This window comes from Luteibacter sp. HA06, assembly GCF_054061215.1.
This window is the reverse complement of the sequence record NZ_JBSSDZ010000001.1, coordinates 386,601-412,046: the sequence shown is the minus strand read 5'-3', so window position 1 is coordinate 412,046 and position 25,446 is coordinate 386,601. Positions and strand designations below refer to the sequence as shown.

At 65.5% G+C, this 25,446-nt stretch carries 21 protein-coding genes; 13 read left to right on the top strand and 8 right to left on the bottom strand.

Annotated features, from left to right (window positions below; all coding sequences use genetic code 11):
- The first annotated feature begins 286 nt into the window (after positions 1-286).
- On the top strand, positions 287-2,104 hold the full coding sequence (locus ACVWWJ_RS01730) for an RICIN domain-containing protein (RefSeq protein WP_456966552.1): 1,818 nt from the start codon (positions 287-289) through the stop codon (positions 2,102-2,104).
- Positions 2,105-2,152: 48 nt separating this feature from the next.
- Here the strand turns inward: ACVWWJ_RS01730 and purD are convergent, their stop codons facing one another.
- The 6 genes from purD to ACVWWJ_RS01700 form a co-directional block, all read right to left on the bottom strand.
- The gene (purD, locus tag ACVWWJ_RS01725; protein WP_456966551.1) at positions 2,153-3,436 is read right to left on the bottom strand and encodes a phosphoribosylamine--glycine ligase; all 1,284 of its coding nucleotides are present in this window, start codon (positions 3,434-3,436) and stop codon (positions 2,153-2,155) included.
- Between the two features lie 70 nt (positions 3,437-3,506).
- The gene (locus tag ACVWWJ_RS01720; protein WP_456966550.1) at positions 3,507-4,868 is read right to left on the bottom strand and encodes an AMP-binding protein; all 1,362 of its coding nucleotides are present in this window, start codon (positions 4,866-4,868) and stop codon (positions 3,507-3,509) included.
- Positions 4,869-4,884: 16 nt separating this feature from the next.
- Complete coding sequence (locus ACVWWJ_RS01715; RefSeq protein ID WP_456966549.1) at positions 4,885-5,454, bottom strand: L-threonylcarbamoyladenylate synthase; 570 nt, start codon at positions 5,452-5,454, stop codon at positions 4,885-4,887.
- Between the two features lies 1 nt (position 5,455).
- Positions 5,456-8,017, bottom strand: a complete 2,562-nt coding sequence (locus tag ACVWWJ_RS01710; protein WP_456966548.1) for a DNA topoisomerase I — start codon at positions 8,015-8,017, stop codon at positions 5,456-5,458.
- A 100-nt stretch (positions 8,018-8,117) separates the two neighbouring features.
- The gene (dprA, locus tag ACVWWJ_RS01705; protein ID WP_456966547.1) at positions 8,118-9,257 is read right to left on the bottom strand and encodes a DNA-processing protein DprA; all 1,140 of its coding nucleotides are present in this window, start codon (positions 9,255-9,257) and stop codon (positions 8,118-8,120) included.
- Between the two features lie 123 nt (positions 9,258-9,380).
- On the bottom strand, positions 9,381-10,535 hold the full coding sequence (locus ACVWWJ_RS01700) for a LysM peptidoglycan-binding domain-containing protein (RefSeq protein ID WP_159889653.1): 1,155 nt from the start codon (positions 10,533-10,535) through the stop codon (positions 9,381-9,383).
- A 207-nt stretch (positions 10,536-10,742) separates the two neighbouring features.
- Here ACVWWJ_RS01700 and def point away from each other — a divergent pair, with 207 nt between their 5' ends.
- Genes def through ACVWWJ_RS01675 form a run of 5 tightly spaced genes read left to right on the top strand, consistent with a single transcriptional unit; the run spans position 10,743 to position 15,799 of the window.
- Entirely contained in the window at positions 10,743-11,246 is a 504-nt protein-coding gene (gene def, locus ACVWWJ_RS01695) for a peptide deformylase (protein ID WP_456966546.1), read from the top strand.
- 5 nt (positions 11,247-11,251) lie between these two features.
- Entirely contained in the window at positions 11,252-12,193 is a 942-nt protein-coding gene (gene fmt / locus ACVWWJ_RS01690) for a methionyl-tRNA formyltransferase (RefSeq protein WP_456969644.1), read from the top strand.
- Positions 12,190-13,494, top strand: coding sequence for a 16S rRNA (cytosine(967)-C(5))-methyltransferase RsmB (gene rsmB, locus ACVWWJ_RS01685; protein ID WP_456966545.1), 1,305 nt, complete (start codon positions 12,190-12,192; stop codon positions 13,492-13,494). The genes fmt and rsmB overlap by 4 nt, the downstream gene beginning before the upstream one ends.
- A 57-nt stretch (positions 13,495-13,551) precedes the next feature.
- The gene (locus ACVWWJ_RS01680) at positions 13,552-14,817 is read left to right on the top strand and encodes an O-antigen ligase family protein (protein WP_456966544.1); all 1,266 of its coding nucleotides are present in this window, start codon (positions 13,552-13,554) and stop codon (positions 14,815-14,817) included.
- Positions 14,818-14,827: 10 nt separating this feature from the next.
- Positions 14,828-15,799, top strand: a complete 972-nt coding sequence (locus tag ACVWWJ_RS01675) for a glycosyltransferase (protein WP_456966543.1) — start codon at positions 14,828-14,830, stop codon at positions 15,797-15,799.
- Here ACVWWJ_RS01675 and ACVWWJ_RS01670 read toward each other — a convergent pair.
- On the bottom strand, positions 15,791-16,621 hold the full coding sequence (locus ACVWWJ_RS01670) for a glycosyltransferase family 2 protein (protein WP_456966542.1): 831 nt from the start codon (positions 16,619-16,621) through the stop codon (positions 15,791-15,793). The genes ACVWWJ_RS01675 and ACVWWJ_RS01670 overlap by 9 nt on opposite strands.
- A 44-nt stretch (positions 16,622-16,665) precedes the next feature.
- Between ACVWWJ_RS01670 and ACVWWJ_RS01665 the strand changes: the two genes are divergently transcribed.
- From ACVWWJ_RS01665 to ACVWWJ_RS01650, 4 genes are all read left to right on the top strand, one after another.
- Complete coding sequence (locus ACVWWJ_RS01665) at positions 16,666-17,499, top strand: glycosyltransferase family 2 protein (protein WP_456966541.1); 834 nt, start codon at positions 16,666-16,668, stop codon at positions 17,497-17,499.
- Positions 17,496-18,527: a CDP-glycerol glycerophosphotransferase family protein gene (locus ACVWWJ_RS01660; protein WP_456966540.1), complete on the top strand. Its 1,032-nt coding sequence runs from the start codon at positions 17,496-17,498 to the stop codon at positions 18,525-18,527. The genes ACVWWJ_RS01665 and ACVWWJ_RS01660 overlap by 4 nt, the downstream gene beginning before the upstream one ends.
- A gap of 109 nt (positions 18,528-18,636) precedes the next feature.
- Positions 18,637-20,610: an ArnT family glycosyltransferase gene (locus ACVWWJ_RS01655; protein ID WP_456969643.1), complete on the top strand. Its 1,974-nt coding sequence runs from the start codon at positions 18,637-18,639 to the stop codon at positions 20,608-20,610.
- Positions 20,607-20,930, top strand: a complete 324-nt coding sequence (locus ACVWWJ_RS01650) for a hypothetical protein (RefSeq protein WP_456966539.1) — start codon at positions 20,607-20,609, stop codon at positions 20,928-20,930. The genes ACVWWJ_RS01655 and ACVWWJ_RS01650 overlap by 4 nt, the downstream gene beginning before the upstream one ends.
- Here ACVWWJ_RS01650 and ACVWWJ_RS01645 read toward each other — a convergent pair.
- The gene (locus tag ACVWWJ_RS01645) at positions 20,905-21,807 is read right to left on the bottom strand and encodes an LpxL/LpxP family acyltransferase (RefSeq protein WP_456966538.1); all 903 of its coding nucleotides are present in this window, start codon (positions 21,805-21,807) and stop codon (positions 20,905-20,907) included. The genes ACVWWJ_RS01650 and ACVWWJ_RS01645 overlap by 26 nt on opposite strands.
- A 67-nt stretch (positions 21,808-21,874) precedes the next feature.
- Between ACVWWJ_RS01645 and dtd the strand changes: the two genes are divergently transcribed.
- The 3 genes from dtd (at position 21,875) to ACVWWJ_RS01630 (ending at position 25,386) form a co-directional block, all read left to right on the top strand.
- Positions 21,875-22,318, top strand: a complete 444-nt coding sequence (gene dtd / locus ACVWWJ_RS01640) for a D-aminoacyl-tRNA deacylase (protein ID WP_456966537.1) — start codon at positions 21,875-21,877, stop codon at positions 22,316-22,318.
- Between the two features lie 178 nt (positions 22,319-22,496).
- Positions 22,497-24,368 carry an RNA polymerase sigma factor RpoD gene (gene rpoD, locus ACVWWJ_RS01635; RefSeq protein ID WP_159889673.1) on the top strand — a complete coding sequence of 624 codons (1,872 nt, stop codon included), beginning with the start codon at positions 22,497-22,499 and terminating at the stop codon, positions 24,366-24,368.
- A 502-nt stretch (positions 24,369-24,870) separates the two neighbouring features.
- Positions 24,871-25,386 carry a hypothetical protein gene (locus tag ACVWWJ_RS01630; RefSeq protein ID WP_456966536.1) on the top strand — a complete coding sequence of 172 codons (516 nt, stop codon included), beginning with the start codon at positions 24,871-24,873 and terminating at the stop codon, positions 25,384-25,386.
- The last annotated feature ends 60 nt before the right edge of the window (positions 25,387-25,446 follow it).

Genomic DNA, 25,446 nt, shown 5'->3' with positions numbered 1-25,446 from the left:
AGATACCTTCCCCATCTGCCAAGGACATGGCTCAGTGAAACGGCGATATCTATCTCTCCTGCTTCCGGCGTGCGTTGCCGCCCTCGCGCCCGCCCTCGTCGATGCCTCCGGCACAGGCGCCCCCGGCCTGGGCTCAGCTGATCCGGCAACCTCGTCCGTGATCCTCCTGTCCGTCGCCGACATACCTGCCACGCTCGCGTCGACCCAAGGCCATCCGACAGGCTGGAGAAGCCCGGCGTCACTCAACCAACTGTCCCCTCGCGACGCAGCGGCCAGGGGGATGCCTGTGGCCGCCTGGGTCACCAGCGTATCGCTCGGCGATGAAGCGGTGCAGGCACGCGTGCGGTCGCTGCTCGAAGAAGGCGCTGCGATCCTCGTCACCAGTGGTCCGGGTGAGGCGCGCCGCGAACTCGCGACCTTCGGTTTCGAAGCCACGGGCCGCACTGCCATTTACCGGCAGACAGACGACGGCCTGAGCGTCACATCGGTGATCGCGGGGATCGCCGATCCGGGCGCGCCGTCGATGTGGCAGGAAGCCTCCGACGCGACTGCCGCGGCGATGATTTCTTCGAACGTACCGCATCTCGAGGCCCTGTCATCCGACGACGCTTTGCATGACGAAACCCAGGGTGACCGCGCCTTCCTGCGTGTCAGCAACCAGGTTATAGCCAGTCATGGCCGATCCGCCTCGCAGGTCATCCGCGTCATGCGCGATACGACGGCAAGCCACGATTTCAAGGTGATTGCGGTGGAAGCCACCGTCAACGTCATTCCGTATGCGAACGGTGTATCCAAGCCCTTTGTCGATGACGATGGAGAGACCAGGCAGCGTTACGAGCGGGACGGCGAGGGCTTCTTCCTCTTCGCCGCGAACGCCTACCGCTCGACGACGGTCCTGCAATGGCAGGGTGATTCTCCGTCCGCACAGCTGATGGCGGTAGCACCGAAAACCAGTGGCACGACCAACAGGAAGATCTCTGAGGAGATCGCGAGCAAGAGCACGTTGACCGCGTCGATTGCGCCCGACTACGCACGCGGGCTCAACAAGGACGGCATCTTCTACCAGGGCAAGGTCCCGTTTTCATTGGCCTGGGCATCGGAGACCAGCGAGCGCTCCGTCGTCGAGATGACTGTCGAGGACTATTCGGTGAGCGCCACCGCGAAGACGTATCCGTGGGGCCTCGCAAGTACCTGGACATTCCCTCTCGCGAGCGACATCGGCGGAAATCCCGATTACTTCGGTAAAGAAAAACTCTCGACGAAAAAAATGACGCCCATGATGCGTGAGGCTTCCCTCGCGACGGCGTCCGAGTGGAGGGTCGACGGAAACTATGAGAAAACGATACTCGTCGCGTCGCGTGGCACGGTAGAGAACCGGCGTTTCACGTGGTCCGGAGTCCGCGACGATCCCAAAGCGGGCGCTTCCGTGTTCCACGATCGCGCTTCGATCGATGCCTTCGACCCGAGCGAGAAAGGCCTGCCCTGGGAGATGGACACCAACGATGCCAGCGTCGGCGACGCCCAGCCCTGGGTGGTCTCGAAGATTGACCTCTCGTCGCCCTATCTCACGCGCAGCCCCACGATCCTCATCCAGTCCCTTGCAGGACTCGGCGAGTGTCTTCAGGCCGATAACGGTAAGGTGGAACTAGCCCCATGCGACAAAGGCAAGCGATCTCAGCAATGGAATCTCGAGGCTGACAGCACCTATCGCAATCGCGCCAATGGCGCTTGCCTGACGGCGGCTCCGGGCGATGGGGACGTGACAACGAAGGCTTGCGAAGCCCACGCACTGAACCAGCAATGGAAATGGTCGGCGGATCGCATCCATTCCATGTACGACGGCGGGGAAACGTGGCGCCTCCATGTGCGCGAGCGGATGCTCAATGCGAAATTCGATCCCTCGCGTCACCAGCGGATGGCGGCCAATCCCAACCACTTCCTGCTTCGTCCGTGGTCCTCGTATCCTTCAGCGCCGAGCGAGAAGGACTGGGTGCCTACGCTCTCGGGCCGCCAGCCCGACTTCCAGAAACTGCCTGGTTATGAGTACCGCGAGGTGGAAACCAGCGAGCGTTGGCAGACCATCGCCTTGCGCCACGGCCTGTAACGACGCGATCGCGATGAAGGGCCCCGGGATCGTTACGGGGCCCTTCGTTCAAAGGCGACCGAGAGCGCGGTAGGCGATGTCCTTCCGGTAGAAGGAACCCGCCAGTTCGATGTGCTCTATCGCGCTGTAGGCCCGGGCGCGCGCGTCTGCCAGGTCACTACCCAGCGCACAAACCGTGAGCACGCGGCCACCCGAACTCACAGGCGTGCCCTGCCCGCCGGTTGCCGTTCCTGCATGGAAGACCTTCGTATCGCGACCGAAGGCTGCGTCCGCACCGTGGATGACATCCCCCGTACGAATCGTCCCGGGGTATCCGCCCGCCGCGAGCACGACGCCGATCGACGGCCGTCGATCCCACACTGCGTCGACCCGGAGAACATCACCGTCGAGGGCCGCTTCGACAAGGTCGACGAGATCGGACTCCAGACGCAGCATGATCGGCTGGGTTTCCGGATCGCCGAAGCGCACGTTGAATTCGATGACCTTGGCAAGGCCGGCCTTGTCGATCATCAGGCCCGCGTAGAGGAAGCCAGTGAACGGCGCGCCATCTGCGGCCATGCCGTCGAGCGTCGGCTGGATGATCTCGCGCATGACGCGAGCAGAAACCTCATCGGTGACGACAGGGGCAGGCGAATAAGCGCCCATGCCACCGGTGTTCGGACCGAGGTCGCCATCGTCGCGACGTTTGTGATCCTGGCTGGTCGCCATCGGCAGGGCGTGCTTGCCGTCGGCGATGACGATGAAGCTGGCTTCCTCGCCGTCGAGGAATTCCTCGATCACTACGCGGGAGGAGGCGTCGCCGAAGGCCTGCTGGCCGAGCATGTCTTCCAGCGCCGCCTCGGCTTCATCGAGGCTCATGGCCACGACCACGCCCTTGCCGGCCGCGAGGCCGTCCGCCTTGATGACGATGGGGGCGCCTGTCTGCCGTACGTGGGCCAGCGCCGGCGCCAGTTCGGTAAAGACAGCGTAGTGCGCGGTAGGAATGTGGTGCCGGGCCAGGAAGTCCTTGGCAAAGGCCTTGCTGCCTTCGAGCTGGGCCGCCTTCGCCGTGGGTCCGAAGCAGCGCAGGCCTTCGGTGGTGAAGCGGTCTACGACACCGGCAACCAGCGGTACTTCCGGCCCGACCACGGTGAGGCCAACGCCTTCACTCTTCGCCAGGGCGACCAGCCCATCGATATCGGTCACGGCCACCGGCGCATTACGCAGGCCGGGCTCATGCGCCGTGCCGGCGTTGCCGGGCGCCACGATGACCTCGTCCACGCGGGCGGATTGAGCGAGCTTCCAGGCCAGCGCGTGTTCGCGGCCACCGCCGCCGATAACGAGGACTTTCATGAGGTGTCTCCGGACGTTGAACCGGGCATTCTACCCGGCGTCGCGGACGGCGTGCCCCAAGGAACGCGTCTCAGCGGCTACCGAGCAGATCGATCAGCTGTGTGCGCGGCAATTTGCCGGTCTCGTTACGCGGCAGCGCATCGACCAGGCGCAGCGGGCGCGGCAGGAACACCGGGTCCATTGCGTGGCGCAGCGCGCTAAGTACGGCGTCGACGGTGAGCCCCGGCGCCACGACGAGACCGGCGATGCGACGAATGCCTGCGGGATCCGCATCCAGCTGGAACAACACGCCGTCGCGCACGCCGTCGATCGCCAGCAGGCGACGATTGAGATCGCCCAGCGAGGCGCGCTTGCCGGCGATCTCAAGCAGGTCGGTGTTGCGCCCGCATAGGCGGAATCGACGGCCCTCGTCGTGCATCGAAACGATGTCGGCCAGGGCGATGGGCTCGGCCAGCTGCGGCGCATCGACCAGGGTCCCATCGGGCTGTGGATGCAGCACGACGCCCTCGTAGAGTTTCCAGTCGTCGTCGATCGCCGTGCGACGGCTCGCGAAGACGCAGGTTTCCGTGGAACCGAAGACCTCGTGCAGCGGTGCGCCGAAGCGTGCTTCTGCGGACATCGCCAGCTCGACCGGCATGGGTGCCGTCGCCGACACGAAAGCGGCCAGCGGCGGCAGGGCGACTCCGGATTCGATCAGCGCACGAAGGTGCACCGGCGTCGTCACGAGCACGCGCGGCTCGGGCAGCGAGGCGAGCGCCGTCGCAACATCCGCGGGAAAGAAGGGCCTGGCCGCGTGCACGCTCACTTCGGAAAGCAGCGGCATCAGCACGGACATCTCCATGCCGTACATATGCTGCGGCGGCACGGTGGCAACGACATGGAAGGCATCGCTGATGGCCAGGCCGAGCATGCTGGCGTTGCCGGCATTGCTGGCGACGAAGCTGCCCCACGTCTTCACGTTTGGCTTGGGCTTGCCTGTCGAGCCAGAGGTATAGCCGATCGCGACCACCGCGTCGGCGGAAATCGAGGGGATTCCCCCAAAGGCTGTCAGCGCGTCGTCCAGTACCGGCATGCGGAGATAGCCCGGCGGTGCCGGTGAGAGATCCAGCTCGCCAATGGCGTAGGCGCCGGGATGATTCGCCATGACTTCATCGACGGCGTGGGGCGCGCGCGACGGCGGCAGCAGGTTGGTCTGACCACGCAGGACAAGGGCCGCGAAGGCAACCAGGAAAGCGTAGCGGTCCTCGCACAGGTTCACCGCGCTGTCCGCCTCGGGAAGCGTCGCCGCCACCTGGCGCACATGAGCGAGGAACGTGGCGGCGGGCACGGCGTGTCCGTCGCGCCAGGCGACCACGCGGGTCGGCGAGCCGACGAGCAACGGTAACGACGGAGCGCCCGGGCGCCCGGAAATCTCGGAATGGACGATCGACAACGGCTTACTCCCCCTCTCAGGCGCGGATGATAGCGCCGCTAAGGGCGTCACGGATGGTGGTGGGTCGCTCCTGGCCGCCTAGCGCCGCCTCGAGGACGCCGTCCAGGCGATCGCCGAAGTAGCGTTCCAGCGTGGGCACGTCACGCGCCGGCGGTTCGCCATGCGGGTTCGCGCTGGTCGAGACCAGCGGCGCACCGAAGGCGCGGCAGAGCGCGGCGGCCGGTGCATGCGCCGTCACGCGCAGCGCGATGCCCGCATGCGCGCCGGCCACCCAGTCAGGCACGTGGTCGCTGCGCGGAAAGATCCACGTGTGCGGCCCGGGCCAGGACGCGCGAACGTCATCGAGCACCGCCGACGGGACCGCCGCGAGGTCGATGTAAGGGGCTACCTGGTCGAAGTCCGCGGCAATAAGCAGCACGCCCTGCGTCGCCGGTCGCCCCTTCAGCGCGAACAGTCGATCGAATGCGTCGCGATCGTGCGGGTCGCAGCCAAGGCCATAGACGGCCTCGGTGGGATAAGCGAGGACGCCGCCGTCGCGCACGAGCGCGGCGGCGGCATCGACCGTAGCCGTAGTGAAGCGGCGCATATCAGTCGGCGGACGTGGAGACCGTTTTAGCGGCAGACGTTTTGGAAGGCGCCTTCTTGACCGCAGCCTTCTTCACGGCGGTCTTCTTGACGGCTGTCTTTTTCGTCGCTGCCTTCTTGGTCGCTGTCTTCTTCGTCGAGGCTTTCTTCGCTGCGGTCTTCTTCACGGCCGTTTTCTTGACGGCTGTGCCGTCTGCCGTTTCAGCCGCCTTCTTCGTTGCCGCCTTCTTGGCGGCGGCCTTCTTGGTCGCGGTTTTCTTTGCTGCCTTGCCACCGCGCGGCTTCTTGATCGGCGCCGCCGCAAGAAGCTCGACGCATTCGGCCAGGGTCAGCGTTTTCGGCTCGCGATCCTTGGGGATACGCGCGTTCTTCTCGCCGTCGGTGATGTACGGCCCGTAACGGCCGTTGAGCACCTGAATGTCGTTGCCGAAGTCGGTGATGATGCGGTTGGCGATGGCCTCGAGCTTCTCCTGCACCAGCTGGAGGGCACGCGGCAGCTCGATGGTGTACGGGTCGTCTTCCGGCTTGAGCGAGGCGTACGTACTGCCCTGCTTCACGAACGGACCGAAGCGGCCGACACCTACCGTGATGTCTTCGCCGGCTTCGGACTGACCGAGGTTGCGCGGAAGCTTGAACAGCTCCATCGCGTCCTCGAGCGTAATGGTGTGCATGCTTTGGCCGGGACGCAGGCTGGCGTACGTCGGCTTGGCTTCGTCGTCCTTGCTGCCGATCTGGGCGTAAGCACCGTAGCGGCCCAGGCGCACGGAGACCGGCTTGCCGCTCTTCGGGTCTTCGCCGAGCTCGCGTGCACCCGTGGCTTCGTTGCGGTCGACCGATTCGGTCTTGTCATCCACCAGGGTCTTGAACGGCTGCCAGAAACGCTCGAGCAGAGGCACCCACGCTTCTTCGCCGCGACTGACCGCGTCGAGCTCGTCTTCGAGACGGGCGGTGAAGTCGTAGTCCACGTACTGGGCGAAGTGGCCGGAGAGGAACTGGCTTACGGCGCGGCCGACGTCGGTGGGACGGAACCGGCGGGTTTCCAGCAGCACGTACTCACGGCTGAGCAGCACCTGGATGATGCTTGCATACGTGGACGGGCGGCCGATGCCGTATTCCTCGAGCGTCTTGACCAGGCTGGCTTCCGAGAAGCGCGGCGGCGGCTCGGTGAAGTGCTGGTCGGCCGCGATGGCAGCCACCGGGACCACGTCGCCCTGGGCCAGACGCGGCAGGCGGCGCTGCTCTTCGTCGTCCTCGTTTTTCTGGTCCTTGCCTTCCTCATAGACCGCGAGGAAGCCGGGGTCGATCACGGTCGTACCCGTGGCGCGGAACGCCGACTCACCCACCGGGAACTCCACCGAGACGGTGTTCATCGTGGCGTGGACCATCTGGCAGGCGACAGTGCGCTTCCAGATCAGTTCGTAGAGCTTGCGCTGGTCGTCGTTGAGGAAAGACGACACGGTGCGCGGCATGTGCATGGCCGAGGTGGGGCGGATCGCCTCATGCGCTTCCTGGGCATTCTTGGACTTGGACTTGTAGACCTGGACGGCGTCCGGCAAGGCGCCCTTGCCGTATTCGCGCCCGATCAGCTCGCGCAGCTCGGCGACGGCATCGTCGGAGAGGGCCACCGAGTCGGTACGCATGTAGCTGATCAGGCCGACGTTGCCTTCGCTGCCGAGGGACACGCCTTCGTAAAGGCCTTGGGCCACGCGCATGGTGCGGCTGGTCGAGAAGCCGAGCTTGCGGGCGGCTTCCTGCTGCAGCGTGGACGTGGTGAACGGCGGTGCGGGGCGGCGCTTGCGCTCGCGGCTGGTGACTTCGCCAACCGTGAACTTGCCTGCTGCCGCCTTCTCGAGAGCCGCACGGGCCACTGTGGCATCGGCTTCGTTGGTCAGGTCGAACTGCTCGAACTTCTTGCCGTTCAGCTTGACCAGGCGGGCATCGAAGGCACCGTCCGGGTGAGCCATGTTGGCCTGGATGGTCCAGTACTCACGGGCCGTGAAGGCTTCGATCTCCAGCTCGCGCTCGACGATCATGCGCAGGGCCGGCGACTGCACGCGACCTGCCGAGAGGCCGCGCTGTACCTTGCGCCAGAGCACCGGCGAGAGGTTGAAGCCGACCAGGTAGTCGAGTGCGCGGCGCGCCTGCTGGGCGTCGACGAGGTCGTGCGACAGCTTGCGCGGGTTGGCGACGGCTTCCTTGATGGCGCGCGGCGTGATCTCGCTGAAGACGACGCGCTGGACGTCCTTGCCCTCGAGGAGGCCCCGCTCGCGGAGAATCTCGCTGATGTGCCAGGAGATGGCTTCACCTTCGCGATCCAAGTCGGTCGCGAGATAGATGCTGGTCGCCACCTTGGCGGCTTTGGCGATCGCGTCGACATGTTTCTCGTTGCGATCGATGACCTCGTAGGCCATGGCGAAGCCGTGGTCGGGATCGACCGCGCCCTCCTTCGGTCGAAGGTCGCGAACGTGGCCATACGACGCCAGCACCTGGAAGTCGGGTCCCAGGTACTTGTTGATCGTCTTGGCCTTGGCCGGCGATTCGACGATGAGGAGGTTCTTAGCCATGCGTTAGTCGGTTCCGAAGTCCGTCGGGGCGAGTGGACCCCAGCGTATGTATATATTTAGTTGGAAACATATCGCCGTGACGGCTGTCAAGCGTCGGCGATCAGACCACACGCTGATAGCGGTTCCCGGGCAGGGAGGCGACCTCGCCCTCAAGCTCCAGCATCAGAAGCATCGAAGACAGCGCGGCGGCACTGAGGCCCGTCGTGCCGATCAGGGCGTCCAGAGAGGCGGGATCGTAACCCATGGCGTCGAGAAGGCGGCGATATTCGTCATCCTGGCGCCAGTCGAACGGGCCCGTCTTGCGCCGTCCGACCGCCTGACCCGCGCCGGACCGCTCCAGCCGGGCCCGTAACTCGACACCCAGCTCGACCGCCGCAGGGCCCAGCACAGCAAGGATCTCATCGGCCCGCTGGACCAGACGGGCGCCCTCGGCGATCAGAGCGTGACAGCCTTCGGCCAGGGCATTGTGAATGGATCCCGGCACGGCGAAGACCTCGCGGCCCTGCTCTCCCGCCACCCGGGCGGTGATCAGCGACCCCGAACGCAGGCCGGCTTCAATCACCAGAACGCCCAGGCTGAGCCCGGCGATGATCCGGTTGCGTTGGGGGAAATGTCCCGGCTGCGACCCCGTGCCGGGCGGGTATTCACTGACGATGGCGCCCTGGGCGGCGATACGGCGCGCCAGCGCGTGATGTTTGGGCGGATACACGCGATCAGGCCCGGTGCCGACCACGGCGATCGTGGGCTCCCCGGCATCCAGGGCCGCCTCATGGGCCGCGCCGTCGACGCCATCGGCCATGCCACTGGTCACCAGGAGACCGCCCTCCGCCAGAGCCCCGGCGAAGCGTCTGGCGTTGGCCAGGCCCGGTGCCTGGGCGCGACGGGCACCGACGATCGCGATCTGCGGGCGCAGCAGCAGCGACGCGTCGCCTTTGACGAACAGGGCTGCCGGCGGGTCGGGGATGGCTTCCAGTTGCGGTGGGAAGTCTTCGTCGGTGCAGCGAAGCAGTCGGTGATCGTCCCCCGCCAGCCAAGCGAGGTCGCCAGCGAGGGTGGCCTCGTCAGGCGCGGCGATCCAGGCACGCCCTTCAGCCGTGGGCGCCTTCTCATGCCGGGACAGCCAGTTCAGCAAGGGCCCCGCGCCGCCGCGGCTCACAAGGCCCTCGCGCAGGCGGCGGGCATTCATGCCGGGGGTACGCAGGAGGATCAGCCAGTCACGGAGGTCGTCGGAATCGATCATCCGGCCAGTGTAGAGGGCTGCCCCGCCACCCGTGAAAGCGGAAACGGCCGCCCAGGGGGCAGCCGTTTCGTCATCACTATCCGCAAGCCGGCCCCCACAATGGGTAGGAACGGGCTGATCGCGTCATTCCGGCAGCGTGAGCTTGTCGCCCTTCTGGATGGGCTTCAGGGCATCCATCACCAGGGCATAGCTGACGTGGTCGAAGGTACGGAAGACCATGACGTGGCCACCGTACTCGTCGGGCAGCTGGACCTTGGGCGAGGTATCGCGGCGGTTGTAGTTGCCGGACACTTCGTCGGGGATCTTGTCACCCTGGTGCATGACGGTGAACGTCGTGCCGTTGTCGATGCCGTCCGCCGTACCTGCCGAGATCGAGACGACCTGGCGGCTGCCGGCGCCGTTGAGGGCGTCCGTGTAGCCGATGACACGCGGGTCCGCCGGCATGGCCTTGGGCGCATGGGGGTAGAAGTACGGGTCGTAAGGCTTGTCGTCGACCTGCATCAGGCGATCGCCCTTGCGCACTTCGAGCGTGGACTCGACCAGCACCAGGCTGGCGACCTCGCCATTGGTGGCAATGACCTCGGCCGTGCCGATGACGGAAACCTCGACACCCTGGTCGGTTCCCCGGCCGTTGTGGGTGTCATGGGCTGAGTCCTCACGCCACGGACCCGGCGCCATCGAAGCGTCGCTGTCGAGTTCGTCCGCTACGAACGAGCCGTGCTCGCGGTTGCCCAGGTTGTCGATGTTGCCGGTGTCGCCGTCGTGGTCACGGAAACGATTGGTCGGCCGTACAACAGCCCAGCGCTGGCCCGGCGCTGCCGAGTCCAGGCCCTTGGCGTAGATTTTGTTGCCCGGCGTGGCGCGCAGGTGGTTTTCCTCAAAGCCGACCAGGTATGGCGACTGCTCGACAGCGTCGGCGTCCATCACCCGGAGTTCCTTGAGGAACATACGCAGGTCCGCCAGCGGGATGGCCGTGACGGCGTCTCCCTCGGTACGGACGCGGGGCTGCATGCCGAGGTGCGGACCACCACCGTTCATGGAGAGATTCAGTACGTCACCCGGGTAGATCAGGTGCGGGTTGCGTACCTGCGGGTTGGCCTGCCAGATTTCCGGCCACAGCCACGGCTTGCTCAGAAAGCGCGCCGAGATGTCCCACAGCGTGTCGCCCTTGCGCACCGTATAGGTGTCCGGGTGATCGGGACGGAGCTGGGCCGCGGCGGCATAGACGGCCACGGTAAAGAACATGCCGCCCAGCAGCATGGCGAACTTCTTGATCATGCGGGATTTCCCCCTTCCCCCGGTACTGTCGCGAGTGTAACTGAATCGTTAACGGGCACAATACGTCCGGTCACTCGCCCGGCTTCTGCTGCGCGCGTAGAATACGGGGCCATCCTACAGGGTCGCGCTGCTTGGATTTCGCCGACTTGCCCGCATTTTTCCAGGCAGGACGCGCCACAGTGGCCCGTAAACGTTCAAGGTGACATCGTGTCAACCCTACCCATCCTGGAATTCCCCGACCCGCGCCTGCGCACTGTCGCCGCGCCGGTTACCGAGTTCGACGACGAGCTGAAGCAGTTCGTCGCCGACATGTACGAAACCATGTACGCCGCCAACGGCGTCGGTCTGGCTGCCACCCAGGTGAACGTGCACAAGCGCGTCCTGGTCGCTGACATGAGCGACGACCGCAATGAGCCCATGGTGCTCATCAACCCTGAGATCCTCGAAAAGGACGGCCAGCAGGTTTACCAGGAAGGCTGCCTGTCCTTCCCGGGAATCTATGCCGACGTCACGCGCGCCCTGCATGTGAAGGTCCGCGCCCAGGACGCTTCGGGCGCTGAGATCATGGCCGACGTGGAGGGTCCGCTGGCCGTCTGCATCCAGCACGAGATGGATCACCTGGCCGGAAAGGTCTTCGTCGATTACCTCTCGCCGCTCAAGCGCGGCATGCTCCTGAAGCGGATGGACAAGCAGCGTAAGGCAAGCGCCTGAGCACGCTGGCGCGTCCCCTTCGCGTGGTGTTCGCCGGAACGCCCGACTTCGCCGTGCCCTGCCTCGAAGCCTGCCGCGCCGCCGGCGTCGAGGTCGTGGCGGTCTACACGCAACCGGATCGCCCCGCCGGACGCGGCCGCAAGCTGGCTGCCAGTCCGGTCAAGACGGCCGCACTTGCCGCCGGGATTCCGGTGGAGCAGCCGGAGTCGTTCAAGGCCGAAGCCGACCGCGATCGCCTCGCTGCCTACGCGCCGGACCTCATGGTCGTGGTGGCCTACGGACTGATCCTGCCGCGCAAGGTGCTGGCCATTCCACGCCTCGGCTGCTGGAACGTGCACGCCTCGCTGTTACCGCGCTGGCGCGGAGCCGCGCCGATCCAGCGGGCCATCCTTGCTGGCGACGACGAATCCGGCGTGGACCTCATGCAGATGGAGGCAGGTCTGGATACGGGTCCGGTGCTCGTCGAACGACGCACCCCCATCGCTGCGGATGAAACCGGCGGTAGCCTGCACGATCGCCTTTCCGCGCTGGGCGCCGATGCGCTCGCCGAAGGTCTGCGCCGCACCCTGGCCGGTGAAACGCTGGCACCCCGTACGCAGGCCGAAGCCGGTGTCGAATATGCCCACAAGCTGGACAAGGCCGAAGCCCGGCTGGATTTCCAGCTCCCTGCTATCGCTCTCGGGCGCAAGGTCAGGGCCTTCAATCCCTGGCCCGTTGCCGAGGCCGATGTTGCCGGCGAGCGCCTGCGTATCTGGGCGGCCCGCGCGCTTGACGTGACCACCGGTGCCGAACCAGGCCAGGTCATCGCGGCGACACGCGACGGCATCGACATCGCCTGCGCCAGCGGCGTGCTCCGTCTGACTTCGGTGCAGCGTCCGGGCGGGCGCCCGATCGGCGCCGCCGACTACCTGAATGCTCGGCCGGAACTGAAGCAGGTCGCCTCGTGAACAAGCCGATATCCGTCCGCGCCCTGGCTGCCGAAGGGCTGGCCGACATCGCCCTGAAGGGACATTCGCTGCGCGAAGTGGCCGACAAGGCGTTTCCCCGGCTTCCCGACTCACGCGACCGTGCCCTGCTCACCGCCCTGCTCAGCGAAGGCGCCCGCTGGTGGCCGCGGTTCGACGCCGCTATCGACCGACTGCTGGACAAGTCGATCCGGCGCAGCGACCCGGCGATCCACGCACTGCTGGTGCTCGGCCTGGTCCAGCTCGAAGTGCTCGAGCTACCCGCCTACGCCGCCGTGGCCGCCACCGTGGAGGCCGTGCGCGAACTGCGCCGCCCGCGCCTGGCCGGACTGACCAATGCCGTGCTGCGCCGCTGGCAGCGTGAGCGCGAAACACACAACGCTGCCCTGGACGCCGTCCCGGCAACCCGCCACGGGCATCCCGCGTGGCTGGCAGCGACGATTGCCCGCGACTGGCCCGAACAGGCAGAGGCGATCCTGGCGGCCGCGAACCAGGAGCCACCGCTCATGCTTCGCGTCAATCGCAACCGCGCCACCCGCGAGGACGTCCTCGGGCGCCTCGCCGGCGCCGGGCAAACGGCCGAACTCCATCCCTGGCTGGCCGACGGGCTCGTACTGCCTCACAGCACCGACGTGACCCGGCTTCCCGGCTTCGATCTGGGCGACTTCGCGGTCCAGGACGGCGCCGCCCAGGTGCCCGCCGATCTTCTCGATCTGGCCAGCGGCCAGCGCGTGCTCGACGCTTGCGCCGCGCCGGGTGGCAAGGCCTGCCATGCGCTGGAGCGGGCCAACGTCCATATGGTCGCGGTCGAGTCCGAAGCGAAACGCATCCCGCGGATCCGCCAAAACCTCGATCGCCTCGGCCTGCGCGCCACCGTCATCACGGGCGACGCCGGCGACCCGTCCGCCTGGTGGGACGGCAAGCCGTTCGACCGGATCATGATCGACGCGCCGTGCTCGGCGACCGGCGTGATCCGGCGCCGGCCCGACGTCCGCCTGCACCGTCGCGACGCCGACATTCCCGTGCTCGTTGCACAGCAGGGCCGCATCCTGGCGGCCTGCTGGGATCTCCTCGCCCCCGGCGGTGCGCTGCTCTACGTCACCTGCTCGATCCTGCGAAGCGAGAACGAAGGCGTCGTCGGGGCGTTTGTCGCCGGTCGGTCCGATGTCGATGCCGTAGCACTGACATTACCTGTAGGCCGGGCGGCCGCCATCGGCTGGCAAATTCTCCCCGGAGACGACGACCTCGACGGGATGTACTACGCCTTGCTGCGCAAGCGGTGATGTAACATCGCGGTCAATTCGCGTGCCCACGCGAACCCGCGCTTATGGAAGTTATGCATGACCGCAGCCATCCCGGCCGCTGATCCGACCCGTTCCTGGCGAGCGATTCTCCTGAGTGCGCTCGTGGCGATCATCCCGATCGCCGTGTCCGTTCCCTGGAAGGTGAAGGCGCTGCCGATCCTTGTCCTGGTGATCACCGGCATCGTCATGCTCGCCCGCCGTCCCGAGACCCGCCTGCGCTACCGCGTGGCCTGGGCGATCGTGGCCATCTGCGTGCTGCGCTTCGCCTACGCCGTGTTCAATATCGCTTTCCACCGGCTCGGCTGGAACGAACTCGACCTACCGTCGCAGACGCTCGTCTTCCTCATTACCGCCGCAGCGTTTACCGGACGGCTTCATTGGCGCGGTATCTGGACCTTCTTCGCCGTGACCACCCTCGTGCTCGGCGGCTCGTGCATTGTCCAGCGCTACGTCATGGGCGTGGACCGGGCCTACGGCATCAACGGCGGTGACTGGAGCGCCATCGAGTTCACCATGGTCACGCTCTGCATGACCCTGTTCTCGATCATCCGGGTCATCCAGCCGCGCATTGCATTGGGTGAGCGCTGGCTGCACGGCGTTGCCGTCGCGGTCGGCGCGTATGGCGCCATCCTGACGCACAGCCGCGGCCCCATGCTGGCCTTCATACCGGCCCTGCTCATCGTGATCGCGGTACATGTGCGCCGCACGCGCCAGTGGCGTGGTGCACTGATCTTCCTGGGCGTGTTGATCCTCGGTGTCGTCACCGCCACGACCGCGCTGGACCGCGAGGTGGTGCGCCGTTTCAGCCAGGTCAGCGGTGAGATGTCCACGTTCAGCAAGAACAACTCGGGCGGCCCGGTTCGCGAGCGCATGGCGATGTGGGAGTCCGCATGGGACGCTTTTCGCGAACACCCCATCGTGGGCGTCGGCGTGGACCAGTTCGGCACCTACACACGCGCCCGGATCGCCGAAGGCGAGGCCAACGTGGTCATCTCCAAATACGATCATCCGCACAATGAGTATCTGGAGGCGGCCGCGACAGGTGGCATTCCATCCCTGTTGATCGTGCTGCTGCTGTTCGCCCTGCCAGCGGTGCATTTCATCCGCCGCCTCGGCGACCGCGACGAATGGGTCGCCGTCCTCGCCACCGCCGGACTGGCCGTGGTCACGATGTACGTCCTCTCGGCGATGACGGACAACGTGTTCTACCGGGCCATGCCGCACTCGTTCTTCCTTTACCTGGTGCTCGGGTTCGTCATGGCAACGGCCTTGCCGGTGGCGGGACGACGCGCGACCACCTGAGACGCTGACCATGCGCATCCACCTGCTCGCCTGGGACAACCAACGCGGCCTGTCTCACGATATCCGCGTCGTCGAAGATGCCCTGCGCGAGTTGGGCCACGAGGTCACGATCTCGCGGCTGGGCAAGCACCGCAACGACGGCGGGTGGAAGCTATACCTCATGCGTTTGCGCATGTTGCTGGGCGCACCACGGTTCGACATCCACCTTTCACTCGAGCACATTCGCCCGGCGGGTTTCGGCCTGGCGGGCCGCCACCTGCTCATACCCAATCCGGAATGGCTCTCGACACGGGGCCAGCGCGACCTCGCGCGCTACGACGGTTTCCTGACCAAGACCCATGAGGCGACGCGAATCTTCGAAAGCCTCGGCTTGCGCACCATGGAAATCGGTTTTCGAAGCCCCGACCGCTACGATGCCGACGTACCGCGCGATCCCCGCGGATTCCTTCATGCCGCCGGCGCCAGCAAGATGAAAGGCACGACGCGCCTGATCGACGTGTGGAAGCGCCATCCGGAGTGGCCGACACTCACCGTGCTTCGCGGTAGCAGGCCCGGGGCCGACGACGAAGGCGACACCAGCAACGTGCGTATCGTGCGCGAATACCTGCCGGATGCCGAAGTGCGCCGTCTGCAGAACGCCAGTGCGTTTCACCTGTGCCTGTCGCGGACCGAAGGTTGGGGCCACTACCTGGTCGAGGCGATGAGCTGCGCGGCCGTCGTGCTGGCCACCGATGGCGCGCCGATGAACCAGATGATCGACGCCAGTCGTGGCTTACCGGTGCGGGCAAACGAGGGCGATGCTTTTCACCTTGCACGTACGTGGGAGTTCGACGAGAAGGCGCTCGAGGAAGCTGTCGAGCGTGCCATCGCCATGCCGGCGACCGAGCGGGAAACGCTCGGCGCGAGCGCCCGACGCTGGTACCTCGACAACGAAGCGAGCTTCGCCTCGCGGCTTGGCGCGGCGCTCGACGCCCTACGCTGACGCCGTGCGAACGTCCGGCGGCGGCGTGGTGAATTCCGCCAGATGCCGGTCGACGCCGAGCTCGCAGCGAATCAAGCCAAGCTTGCGCGTCTCGTCGAGAATGCGGTCGTTCGGGTTGTCGACGAGGTTCTTCCGTGTGCGGTGGTAAAGGTGCGTGGCAAGTGCGCTGAAGCGCAGGTCGCGCCGCTGCAGGCCGGCATGGAAGGCCCGCGTGACCAGCTCGGTGTCCTCGCGCCCCCAACCTGTCATGCCCTCATTGAATCCGTTGAGGCGAATCAGGTCGTCGCGCCAGAAGCCCATGTTGCAGCTCTTGATGCCGCGCGTCTTCTGGCTGGGCTTCGCATACCAGCGTGCCAGCAGGGGCATGCGCAAGGTGTGGCGGCGGCGTTCGATACCCGGGGTGAAGAAGTTCGCCCGGACCGAACCGTCGGCGAGCATGCGGCGGGTCAGCGCTTCGTCGCTCAGCACGCGTGAGCCCTGCACGTAGCAACCACGCATGGCGAAGGCCTCGTGGTCGGCGACGAAATGTGGCTCGGCCACCATGTCGCCATCCAGGATGATCACGTAGTCGCCAGTCGCGGCGGCGATGGCACGGTTGCGCGCGCGGCTCATGCGGGCGCCATCGTCCGGCTGCCAGAGGTGGACCAGGCGCACGGGGAATGTGGCGGCCATGCGCTCGATCACCTGCCGCGTTTCCCCGGTCGAGCCATCGTCGGTAACGATGACTTCGTCGGGCAGGCGGGTCTGCCGCGCCAGCGATTCGAGCACGCGCTCGAGGGCGCCGGGCCAGTTGTAGGTAATGATGGCGACGGTGATACGCATGGGGACGAAGGATAGCTCAGAGGCGATTCGGTTAGACTTTCCCGATGGCGAGCCTTCCCCTGACCCTTGTAGTGATCACCTATAACGAGGCGCATACGATCGCCCGCTGCCTCGACAGCGTGCCGTTCGCCGCCGAGAAGATCGTGGTCGACAGCGGGAGTACCGACGATACCGTGGCCATCGCCCAGGCGCATGGCGCCCGCGTGGTCCATCAGGACTGGCTGGGTTTCGGTCCGCAGCGTAACTTCGCCACCACCCAGGCCAGCCACGACTGGCTGCTCGCCCTGGATGCCGACGAGTTCCTGTCACCCGAGCTCGCCGCCGAGCTGGCTGCCGCCCTGCCATCGATCCAGGAGAGTACGGATTCGGCCATATTCCTGCGCCGGCGCACCATCTACATGGGCGCACCGATGCGCTGGTACCGGCCTGCGGTCGGCGAGAGAATGGCCCGTCTGTGGCACCGCGACCGCGCACGCTGGACCGATGCCCGCGTGCATGAATCGCTGCGATTCGATGGCAACTCACGCACGCTGCGCGGGGCATTCGATCACGTGAACAACCCGAGCCTGGTCGAAAAGCAGCTGAAAGTGCTGCGCTACTCCGAGCTGAAGTGCCGCGACTGGTACGACAAGGGCAAGTCGCCGCGCATGTGGCAGACGCCCTTCGTTTTCCTGCTCGCCTTCATCAAGGACTACGTCTTCCGCCTCGCCATGTTCGACGGCTGGCGAGGTTTCATCATTGCCCAGACCGCCGCCAGCTACGCGGTGTACAAGCGCATGCGCTACTACGAAATGCGGCATAACCCGGCCTCACGCGAGTCCGCCGCCACCGCCCTGCACCGTCACGGCCTGGACCGTGGCTCGGAAACCCCCACATGACGAAGCACTACCTCCTCTACGGCTCGGAGCGCTATGCGCTGGCCATCCTGCGTCCGCTGCAGGAAGCGATCCGCGCGCGTGGCGACGAGGCGGCGTGGTTCTTCGACGGTCCCGGCGGCGAAGACCTCGTCGCCGGCGAGACCTGGCTGCGCACGACCGAGGAAGTGCGTCGCTTCAACCCGATCGCCGTGGTTACCTCGAGCAACGCGGTGCCGCATTTCTTCCCAGGCGTGAAGGTCGAAACCTTCCACGGTTTCAATGCCGGCAAGCCGCGGCACATCTACATTCGCGGCTTCTTCGACCTCTACTGCACCACCGGCCCGAAAGACACCAGGGCGTTCGGCGACATCGCTGCCCGGATGGGCCATTTCGCGGTGAAGGAAACCGGCTGGCCCAAGCTCGACCCTTTCATGGGCGAGATGGGCGCAAGGCCGGTGCCGCCGCTGCGCCAGCCCCCGGTGATCCTGTACCACTCCACGTTTTCGCCTTCGTGGAGCGCTGCCGAAATCCTGTACGACAAGGTTCGCGAGCTGTCCCGCGACGGTCGCTACCGCTTCATCGTCACCTTCCACCCGAAGATGAACCCGGAAACCACGGCCAAATACCGCGCCCTGGCCAACGACTACCTGCGCTTTGCCGACGACGACAACATCCTCGACCTGTTCGGCCAGGCGGACATGATGTGCTCGGACACCTCCTCGGCGCTGAGTGAGTTCCTTCTCACCGGAAAACCGGTGGTGACCTTCAAGAACCGCGCTCCGGGGCCGCAGCTGATCGATATCGACGACCCGGAACAGTTCGAGCCGGCGATCGAGCGCGCACTGGCCCGGTCACCCGAGCTGATGAAAGCCATCGACGATTTCGGCGCCAGCATCCATCCCTATCGGGACGGCAAATCGAGCGAGCGGGTGCTCGATGCGATCGACCAGTTCATTGCCGAAGGCGGGCGTAACCGTCGGCGTAAGCCCCTCAATCTGTGGCGCAAACTGAAGATTCGCCGGCGCATCGGCTATTGGGGTCCGGCCTGACCGGCCGCGGCGTCCACGTTTCAGCGACGAAGGGGGCGGTAGGAGTGGAGTCAGCCATTGAACCGGTCGTACGTTTAGAATCCATGATCCTTTAACGGTGACGACGCCCTTGTCCAACAGCGCCTATATCCGCTCGGAACATCTTCGTGCCCTCTGGCCCTGGCTGCCGCTGTGGTCGGTGATGGCCCTGCTCGCGATTTTCTCGCATGGCCCGATGCCGATGTTCTCCACGCGGACGCTCGCTGTCGCCTGGGAAATGTGGGCGCACGGCCACTGGCTGGTGCCGCACATCAACGGCGACCCATACAGCGAGAAGGTGCCACTGCTGTTCTGGATGATCCATGCGGGCTGGGCCATTTTCGGCGTCAACGACGTCTGGCCGCGGGTCCTCGAGGTCATCTTCGGCGGCGTGCAGCTGGTGCTGGCCTCCGTGCTCGCCAGCCGCCTGTTCCCGTCGCGCCCCTGGGTGGCCAAGGCAACTCCGTGGCTGTTGATGGCTTTTGCCTACGCCTTCCTGTTCGGCCTGCAGATCATGTACGAGGTACTCCTCGTGGTCTGGGTGCTGGCCGCCCTGCTCTGCCTCACCCCCACGCCCAGGCGGGCCGAACCACGCTGGTGGCTGTTCGGCCTGATGATCGGCCTTGGCCTGCTCACCAAGGGACCGGTGATGGTGGTCCACGTGCTGTTTCCGTTCCTGCTCGGCCCGCTGTGGAACCCATGGGCCCGGGACAACCGGGCACGCTGGTATGGCTTCGGCGTGCTTGGCCTGCTGCTTGGCTTCGCGATCCTGCTGGCATGGGCCATTCCGGCCGGGGAAGCCGGCGGGGAGGCCTATAGGCAGCGCCTGTTCTTCACCCAGACCGCAGGGCGGGTGGTGTCCGAACGCACCCAGGGCCTGCAGAACCATGCGCGACCGGCCTGGTACTACCTGATCTTCCTGCCCGTCATCGTGTTTCCGCTCAGCGGTTGGCTACGCGGCATCGTCGCCCTGCCGTTGACGCTGTTCCGGCGTCCCTGGCGGGCGGGCACCGGTGCGGCGCTTATCGTCGCCGGCGTGGCGCTGGCCCTGTTGCTCGCCTCCGCAGCGCTCGCTCAATTCAAGCCCGGCCTGGATCAGCTTCCGCTGATGCGGGTGGCAGATCGCATCCTGCTGGTGCTGGTGCTTGTGCCCCTCTTCCTGGCGCTGATGCGCCAGCCGCTGGAGTCGGGGCTGCAATTCCTCGTGGCCTGGCTGTTGCCGGCACTGCTTACGTTCTCGCTGATCGGTGGCAAGCAGCTGTATTACCTGCTGCCGGAACTCGCGGGCGTGACCATGCTGGTCGCTGCCGCCGTGGCCGACCTCCGCGAGCGGCACAAGGCCCTCGCCTCGAACTACGCCCTGGGCACCTGGCCGCTTTCGCTCGGCGCTTTTGTCCTGGCCATCGTGTTGTTCGCCATGCCCTCGGTGGTGCCGACGCGCTTCCCCGACAGCCTCTGGCTCACGGGAATGGCCCCGTTCTCGCGCTTCTTCGGCGTGATCTTCGTTGTCCTGGGTGCGCTGTTGCTGCTCCGTGGCCGCGGCGAAATGCGGCGGCTGGCCTTCGCCGGACTGATCGGCACAGTGTCGCTCAACGCCTTGTTCACCCTGGGCCTCTGGTATCGCTACGACCTCGCGCCCGCGTCGGCCTTCCTGGCCCAGGCGGACGCCGCGGGTCGACCTATCGGCAACCTGGGGACCGAATACAACGGTCAATACCATTTCGCCGGCCGGTTGATGCACCCGATCGCGCGTCTCAACGAACTGCCGGGCGCCGCCCCGCAAGCCGACGATGACGACGATGACGATGCCGTCCACGATGGCGACAGCCTCGACGACTTCGCCCGCCACCATCCGGACGGCCTCGTGGTGTCGTATGCCAAGCACCCTCCGGCGAACGCCTTCCGTTTCGCCCGGCTGATCCAACCCTCGCGCACCGGCTGGCTGATGATCTGGGACGCCGCCACGCTCAATGCGCTGCACATGGATCGCGTGCCGCCCGAGCCGAAGCAGCCGACCCTGCTCTATCCGCAGGATTACTGGCGTACGCGGACCGCGGTGCGATGACCGACCCCCTCGTCGAACGACTGCGCGCACAGATCGGCGGCGTTCGCGACGGGGCCCTGTTGCGTTTCTCGATCGGCAACGCCCACCTGGGCGATGGCAGCTATGCCGTGGCGGCCAGCTCGTTCCGTGAGGCTCTGGGCTTCGACCCGGCCTACTCTGCCGCCTGGAAACTGCTGGGCAAGGCCCTGCTGGCGATGGATGACGAAGCCGGCGCCGCCGAGGCGTGGCGGCAGGGCATCACCACGGCGACCGGCCGGGGCGACATGCAGGCGGCCAAAGAGATGACCGTGTTCCTCAATCGCCTTTCGCGGAACGGTTGATCCAGTACGGGTTGCGACCGGATGCGTTAAAGCGCTTGTAGTGCCACTGGTACTGCGTGAACGCGCGTTCGGCACACTGCTGCACGCCGCGATTGAGCGCCGCGCAGGCGACATCCAGATCGGTGCTGTCGATGCCCTCGGGGGCCGGCAGGACATGGATTCGAAAGCCAGCGCCCTCGGGCAATCGTTCAGCGAAGCTGAAAAGCACCGTGGCACCCGTGCGCGCCGCGAGACGCGGAAGAAGCACCATGGTCAGTGCTTCCACACCGAAGAAAGGCGCGAAAACGCCTTCCCCTTCGCGCGGGCGCTGATCCGGGAGAATGCCGACGGTACCGCCCGCGGCGAGCCGCTTGAACAGGGTACGTACCCCGGCTCCCTCGGCACGGACCTGTTCCGGCGCCAGCTTGCCGCGCACCTTGCGCAGCAGGCCCTCGATCGCCTGGATGCGCGGCGGCCGGTACAGGATGGCCATCGGCGTCTTGCTGCACAGCCAGTAGTTCAGCAGCTCCCAACAGCCGAGATGGGGCGCGGCAATGATCACGCCCTTGCCGGAGGCAAGCGCGGCATCGAAGAGGTCGCCGCCGACCACGTCATGGATCAGTCCCAGCGAGCGGTCGGCGCCGGCACCCCAGATGGCGGCCACCTCGGTTACCGACTTGCCCGCTTCCTCCATGGTTTCTTGCAGCAAGGCTGCCTGCCCCGCCTCGCTCAGCTCCGGCCGGGTGAGGCGCAGGTTGACGGCAGTGACGTGCGTGCTGTGCGAGCGGGCACGCAACGCGCGCCGGCCCATCCAGGCGCCCACCGCGTGCACGGTGCGCAGCGGAAAGAGACTGACCAGCCGGAGCAGGAGGTAAAGGAGGTAGATATCGGGACGCATCCGGGGAAGTGTACCGCCGGGTGCCGGCCTCCTTTAAGCTTGGCCGCCATCCGCCGTTAGCCTTTCCATGATTGCAGTGATCCAACGTGTGGAGTCCGCGCGTGTCGATGTCGAGGGAGAAACCGTGGGTGCCATCGGCGCCGGCCTGCTCGCGCTGGTCGCGGTGGAACCCGGCGACGGGGAGGCCCAGTGCGTGCGCATGCTCCAGCGACTGCGCGGCTACCGCGTGTTCTCCGACAGCGAGGGAAAGATGAACCTCAGCCTCGCCGATACGCAAGGCGGCCTGCTCCTGGTCAGCCAGTTCACGCTCGCCGCCGACACCCGAAAGGGCATGCGCCCGAGCTTCACCACGGCTGCCGCGCCGGCCGAAGCCAGCCACTGGTTCGACCGTCTGGTCGAGCTGGCCCGCGCCGCACATGGCCCAGGGGTGGAAATCGGACGCTTCGGTGCCCATATGAAGGTACATCTGATCAACGACGGCCCGGTCACCTTCCGCATGGAGGTGCGCTGAGCGTCCTTAATGGGGCTCCATGGTCCCGCTCCTTCTCATCGCGACGCTCACGCCCGGCCGGAAACGGCCATCTGGCGCGATTCTTGCGTCCCCTCGATGAGCCCGATCCACTTGAAAACTGGTCAAAAAATCATCAAATGACTATACTGATCGGTTCCTGTAACCCGCGGCGGTCGGCATGACTAATAAAGCTCACGAGCAGCAGTCTGAAATCAAACAGCTCATCTCCAAGGGTTTGGAGCAGGGCTACCTGACCTACGCGGAAATCAACGATCACCTGCCTGACGACATCGTCGATCCGGAGCAGATCGAAGACATCATGGCGGTGCTCAAGGGCGTCGGCATCGAGGTGCATGATTCCGCGCCCGACACCGACACCATCTCCGATGGCGCTGCCCCGGGTTCCAGCACGGACGACGAGTCCGCCGCTGAAGAAGCCGTAGCGCTGCTGTCGGCCGTCGACGCCGAAGTCGGCCGTACGACCGACCCCGTGCGCATGTACATGCGCGAAATGGGTACGGTCGAACTGCTGACCCGCGAAGGCGAAATCGCCATCGCCAAGCGCATCGAGGAAGGCCTCAACCAGGTCCAGACCGCGCTGGCCAGCTTTCCCCTCACCATCCAGCTGCTGCTCGAGGAATACGACCAGCATGTGGAAGGCAAGCGCCGCCTGAGCGAGATCCTGGCTGGCTTCACCGACCTCGAAGAAGCCGCGGACGCCGCCAAGGCTGAAGCCGCCGAGGCCGCCGAAGCTGCCGCCGCCGAAGCCAGCGACGAGGAAGAGGAAGAAGTCGAAGGCGCTCCGGTTGCCGAGGAAGAGGAAGCCGGTCCGACCGGTCCCGATCCGGAAGAAGTGAAGCGCCGCATGGAAGAGCTCCGCTCGCTCCATGGCAAGTTCCAGAAGACCGCGCCCAAGGCCGAGATCAACGACAAGAAGCTCGCCAAAATCCGCGAGCAGATGTCGGAAGCGTTCCTCAACCTGAAGCTCCCGTCGGCGCTGATCGACAGCTTCGTGCGCAAGCTGCGCGAAGTGGTGAACGACATCCGTCACCACGAGCGCGTGCTCATGGACATCTTCGTCAAGCAGGTGAAGATGCCGCGTGCGGAGTTCCTCAAGAGCTTCCCGTCGAACGAAGGCAACCTCGAGTGGGCCGCCGAACTGGGCCGCAAGCGCCAGAAGTGGTCGCCGAACATCAAGAACTACCGTGAAGTGATCGACGGTGAACAGGAGAAGCTCGCTGCTATCGAGCGCACCCTGTACCTGCCGCTGACCGACATCAAGGAAATCAATCGCGCCATGTCCGTCGGCGAGGCGAAAGCCCGTCGCGCCAAGAAGGAAATGGTCGAGGCCAACCTGCGCCTGGTCATCTCCATCGCGAAGAAGTACACCAACCGCGGCCTGCAGTTCCTCGACCTCATCCAGGAAGGCAACATCGGCCTGATGAAGGCCGTGGACAAGTTTGAATACCGCCGCGGTTACAAGTTCTCGACGTACGCGACGTGGTGGATCCGTCAGGCCATCACCCGCTCGATCGCCGATCAGGCCCGCACCATCCGTATTCCGGTGCACATGATCGAAACGATCAACAAGCTCAACCGCATCTCCCGCCAGATGCTCCAGCAGTTCGGCCGCGAGCCGACGCCGGAAGAACTGGCCAAGGAAATGGAGATGCCGGAAGACAAGATCCGCAAGGTATTGAAGATCGCGAAGGAACCGATCTCCATGGAAACCCCGATCGGTGACGACGAAGATTCGCATCTTGGCGACTTCATCGAAGACACCAACGCCAGCTCGCCCGTCGAGTCGGCTACGGAAACGGGGCTCATGGAAACCGTGCGCGACGTGCTCGCTGGCCTCACCCCGCGTGAAGCAAAGGTACTGCGCATGCGCTTCGGCATCGACATGAACACGGATCACACGCTGGAAGAAGTCGGCAAGCAGTTCGACGTCACCCGCGAGCGCATCCGCCAGATCGAAGCCAAGGCCCTGCGCAAGCTGCGTCACCCGAGCCGCTCGGAAACGCTGCGGTCGTTCCTTGATATCGATTGATTGGTAGCGACATCTGGTTAGACGAAAACGCCCGCGCAAGCGGGCGTTTTCTTTTGGGAGAACTACGGTGGCGGGCGATCCGGGTTTGCGCTTTAATCCGGCGAACGGACGGGGGACGGCATAATGGATGGTTTGTCGACGAAAGACCTTGTTGGCGTGATCTTCGGTATCGTCTTTCTCATGGCGATCGTGTTCCTGCGTAGCGGCTCGTCTCGTCGGCTGCCGAAGGACAAGTTCTTCAACTGCTGGCGCTGCAAAAAGCTCACAACACATAACCGCCGTACGATCGAAGCATGGCGCAACGATAAGACTCGCTTTTTCTGCGGTGCCTGCCACACGAAGTGGTTACAGTCGCATCCGGCACCGGCTGCTGAGGTACGGCCGGCGAGGGAGCATGGACCGCGCAGGAGGTCGAGTCCGATGGAGACTCTCTTGATCCTTGGCGTCATGGTCGTCATCGGCGTTCTAGCGCGGTCGTGCTCATAGGGGTAATCCAGAAACCATGCGATTTGCGCAAATTCTCTTCGGCGACTCACCGGCCGCCTTCCCGACCGAACTATCGCTGGATGCGGCGGTTCGCCGTTTGTCGTCCGTCGTGGAACGGGATCGATTCCTTTCGGGCCTGCGCGCCCACGAGGGCAAGCGGGTCTTCGGAAGTGTCTCGCCGTGGCGTGTACGACTGACTTGGGTGACGCCCCTTGTGAGCAACATCTTTCGCCCCCGCTTCGTAGGGCGTTTCGAAGTCATGGGTTACAAGTCGGTCTTGATTGGCAAATTCGGCGTGTTGCCCGTGGTACGCGCCAGGGCGAGCACGTTCGCCCTGGTTGGCGCTCTTGGCTCGGCCGTTGTCGTCTCTCAACCCAGTCCCAGCATGCAGGCGCGCACCGTGCTGCTGCTCACGACAATTGGCCTGAGCGTGTCTGGCTTCGCAGCAGTCCGCCTCTCCCAATGGTTGACCCGTAACGTCCGGCAGAACCTTTCTGCTTTTATCAGATCAAACCTGACGCGCATGGACTGAGTAGTGTTCAGTTTCTTTCGATGTTCGAGTTACGTGAACAACCCGAATTCATGAACAGGC

Excerpts from the sequence above, each read along its gene's own strand:
- purD (WP_456966551.1), bottom strand. The coding sequence starts at position 3,436 with ATGAAAGTCCTCGTTATCGGCGGCGGTGGCCGCGAACACGCGCTGGCC.
- ACVWWJ_RS01715 (WP_456966549.1), bottom strand. The coding sequence starts at position 5,454 with ATGCGCCGCTTCACTACGGCTACGGTCGATGCCGCCGCCGCGCTCGTG.
- ACVWWJ_RS01710 (WP_456966548.1), bottom strand. The coding sequence starts at position 8,017 with ATGGCTAAGAACCTCCTCATCGTCGAATCGCCGGCCAAGGCCAAGACG.
- dprA (WP_456966547.1), bottom strand. The coding sequence starts at position 9,257 with ATGATCGATTCCGACGACCTCCGTGACTGGCTGATCCTCCTGCGTACC.
- ACVWWJ_RS01700 (WP_159889653.1), bottom strand. The coding sequence starts at position 10,535 with ATGATCAAGAAGTTCGCCATGCTGCTGGGCGGCATGTTCTTTACCGTG.
- ACVWWJ_RS01680 (WP_456966544.1), top strand. The coding sequence starts at position 13,552 with ATGACCGCAGCCATCCCGGCCGCTGATCCGACCCGTTCCTGGCGAGCG.
- ACVWWJ_RS01675 (WP_456966543.1), top strand. The coding sequence starts at position 14,828 with ATGCGCATCCACCTGCTCGCCTGGGACAACCAACGCGGCCTGTCTCAC.
- ACVWWJ_RS01670 (WP_456966542.1), bottom strand. The coding sequence starts at position 16,621 with ATGCGTATCACCGTCGCCATCATTACCTACAACTGGCCCGGCGCCCTC.
- ACVWWJ_RS01665 (WP_456966541.1), top strand. The coding sequence starts at position 16,666 with ATGGCGAGCCTTCCCCTGACCCTTGTAGTGATCACCTATAACGAGGCG.
- ACVWWJ_RS01660 (WP_456966540.1), top strand. The coding sequence starts at position 17,496 with ATGACGAAGCACTACCTCCTCTACGGCTCGGAGCGCTATGCGCTGGCC.
- ACVWWJ_RS01650 (WP_456966539.1), top strand. The coding sequence starts at position 20,607 with ATGACCGACCCCCTCGTCGAACGACTGCGCGCACAGATCGGCGGCGTT.
- ACVWWJ_RS01645 (WP_456966538.1), bottom strand. The coding sequence starts at position 21,807 with ATGCGTCCCGATATCTACCTCCTTTACCTCCTGCTCCGGCTGGTCAGT.
- dtd (WP_456966537.1), top strand. The coding sequence starts at position 21,875 with ATGATTGCAGTGATCCAACGTGTGGAGTCCGCGCGTGTCGATGTCGAG.
- rpoD (WP_159889673.1), top strand. The coding sequence starts at position 22,497 with ATGACTAATAAAGCTCACGAGCAGCAGTCTGAAATCAAACAGCTCATC.
- ACVWWJ_RS01630 (WP_456966536.1), top strand. The coding sequence starts at position 24,871 with ATGCGATTTGCGCAAATTCTCTTCGGCGACTCACCGGCCGCCTTCCCG.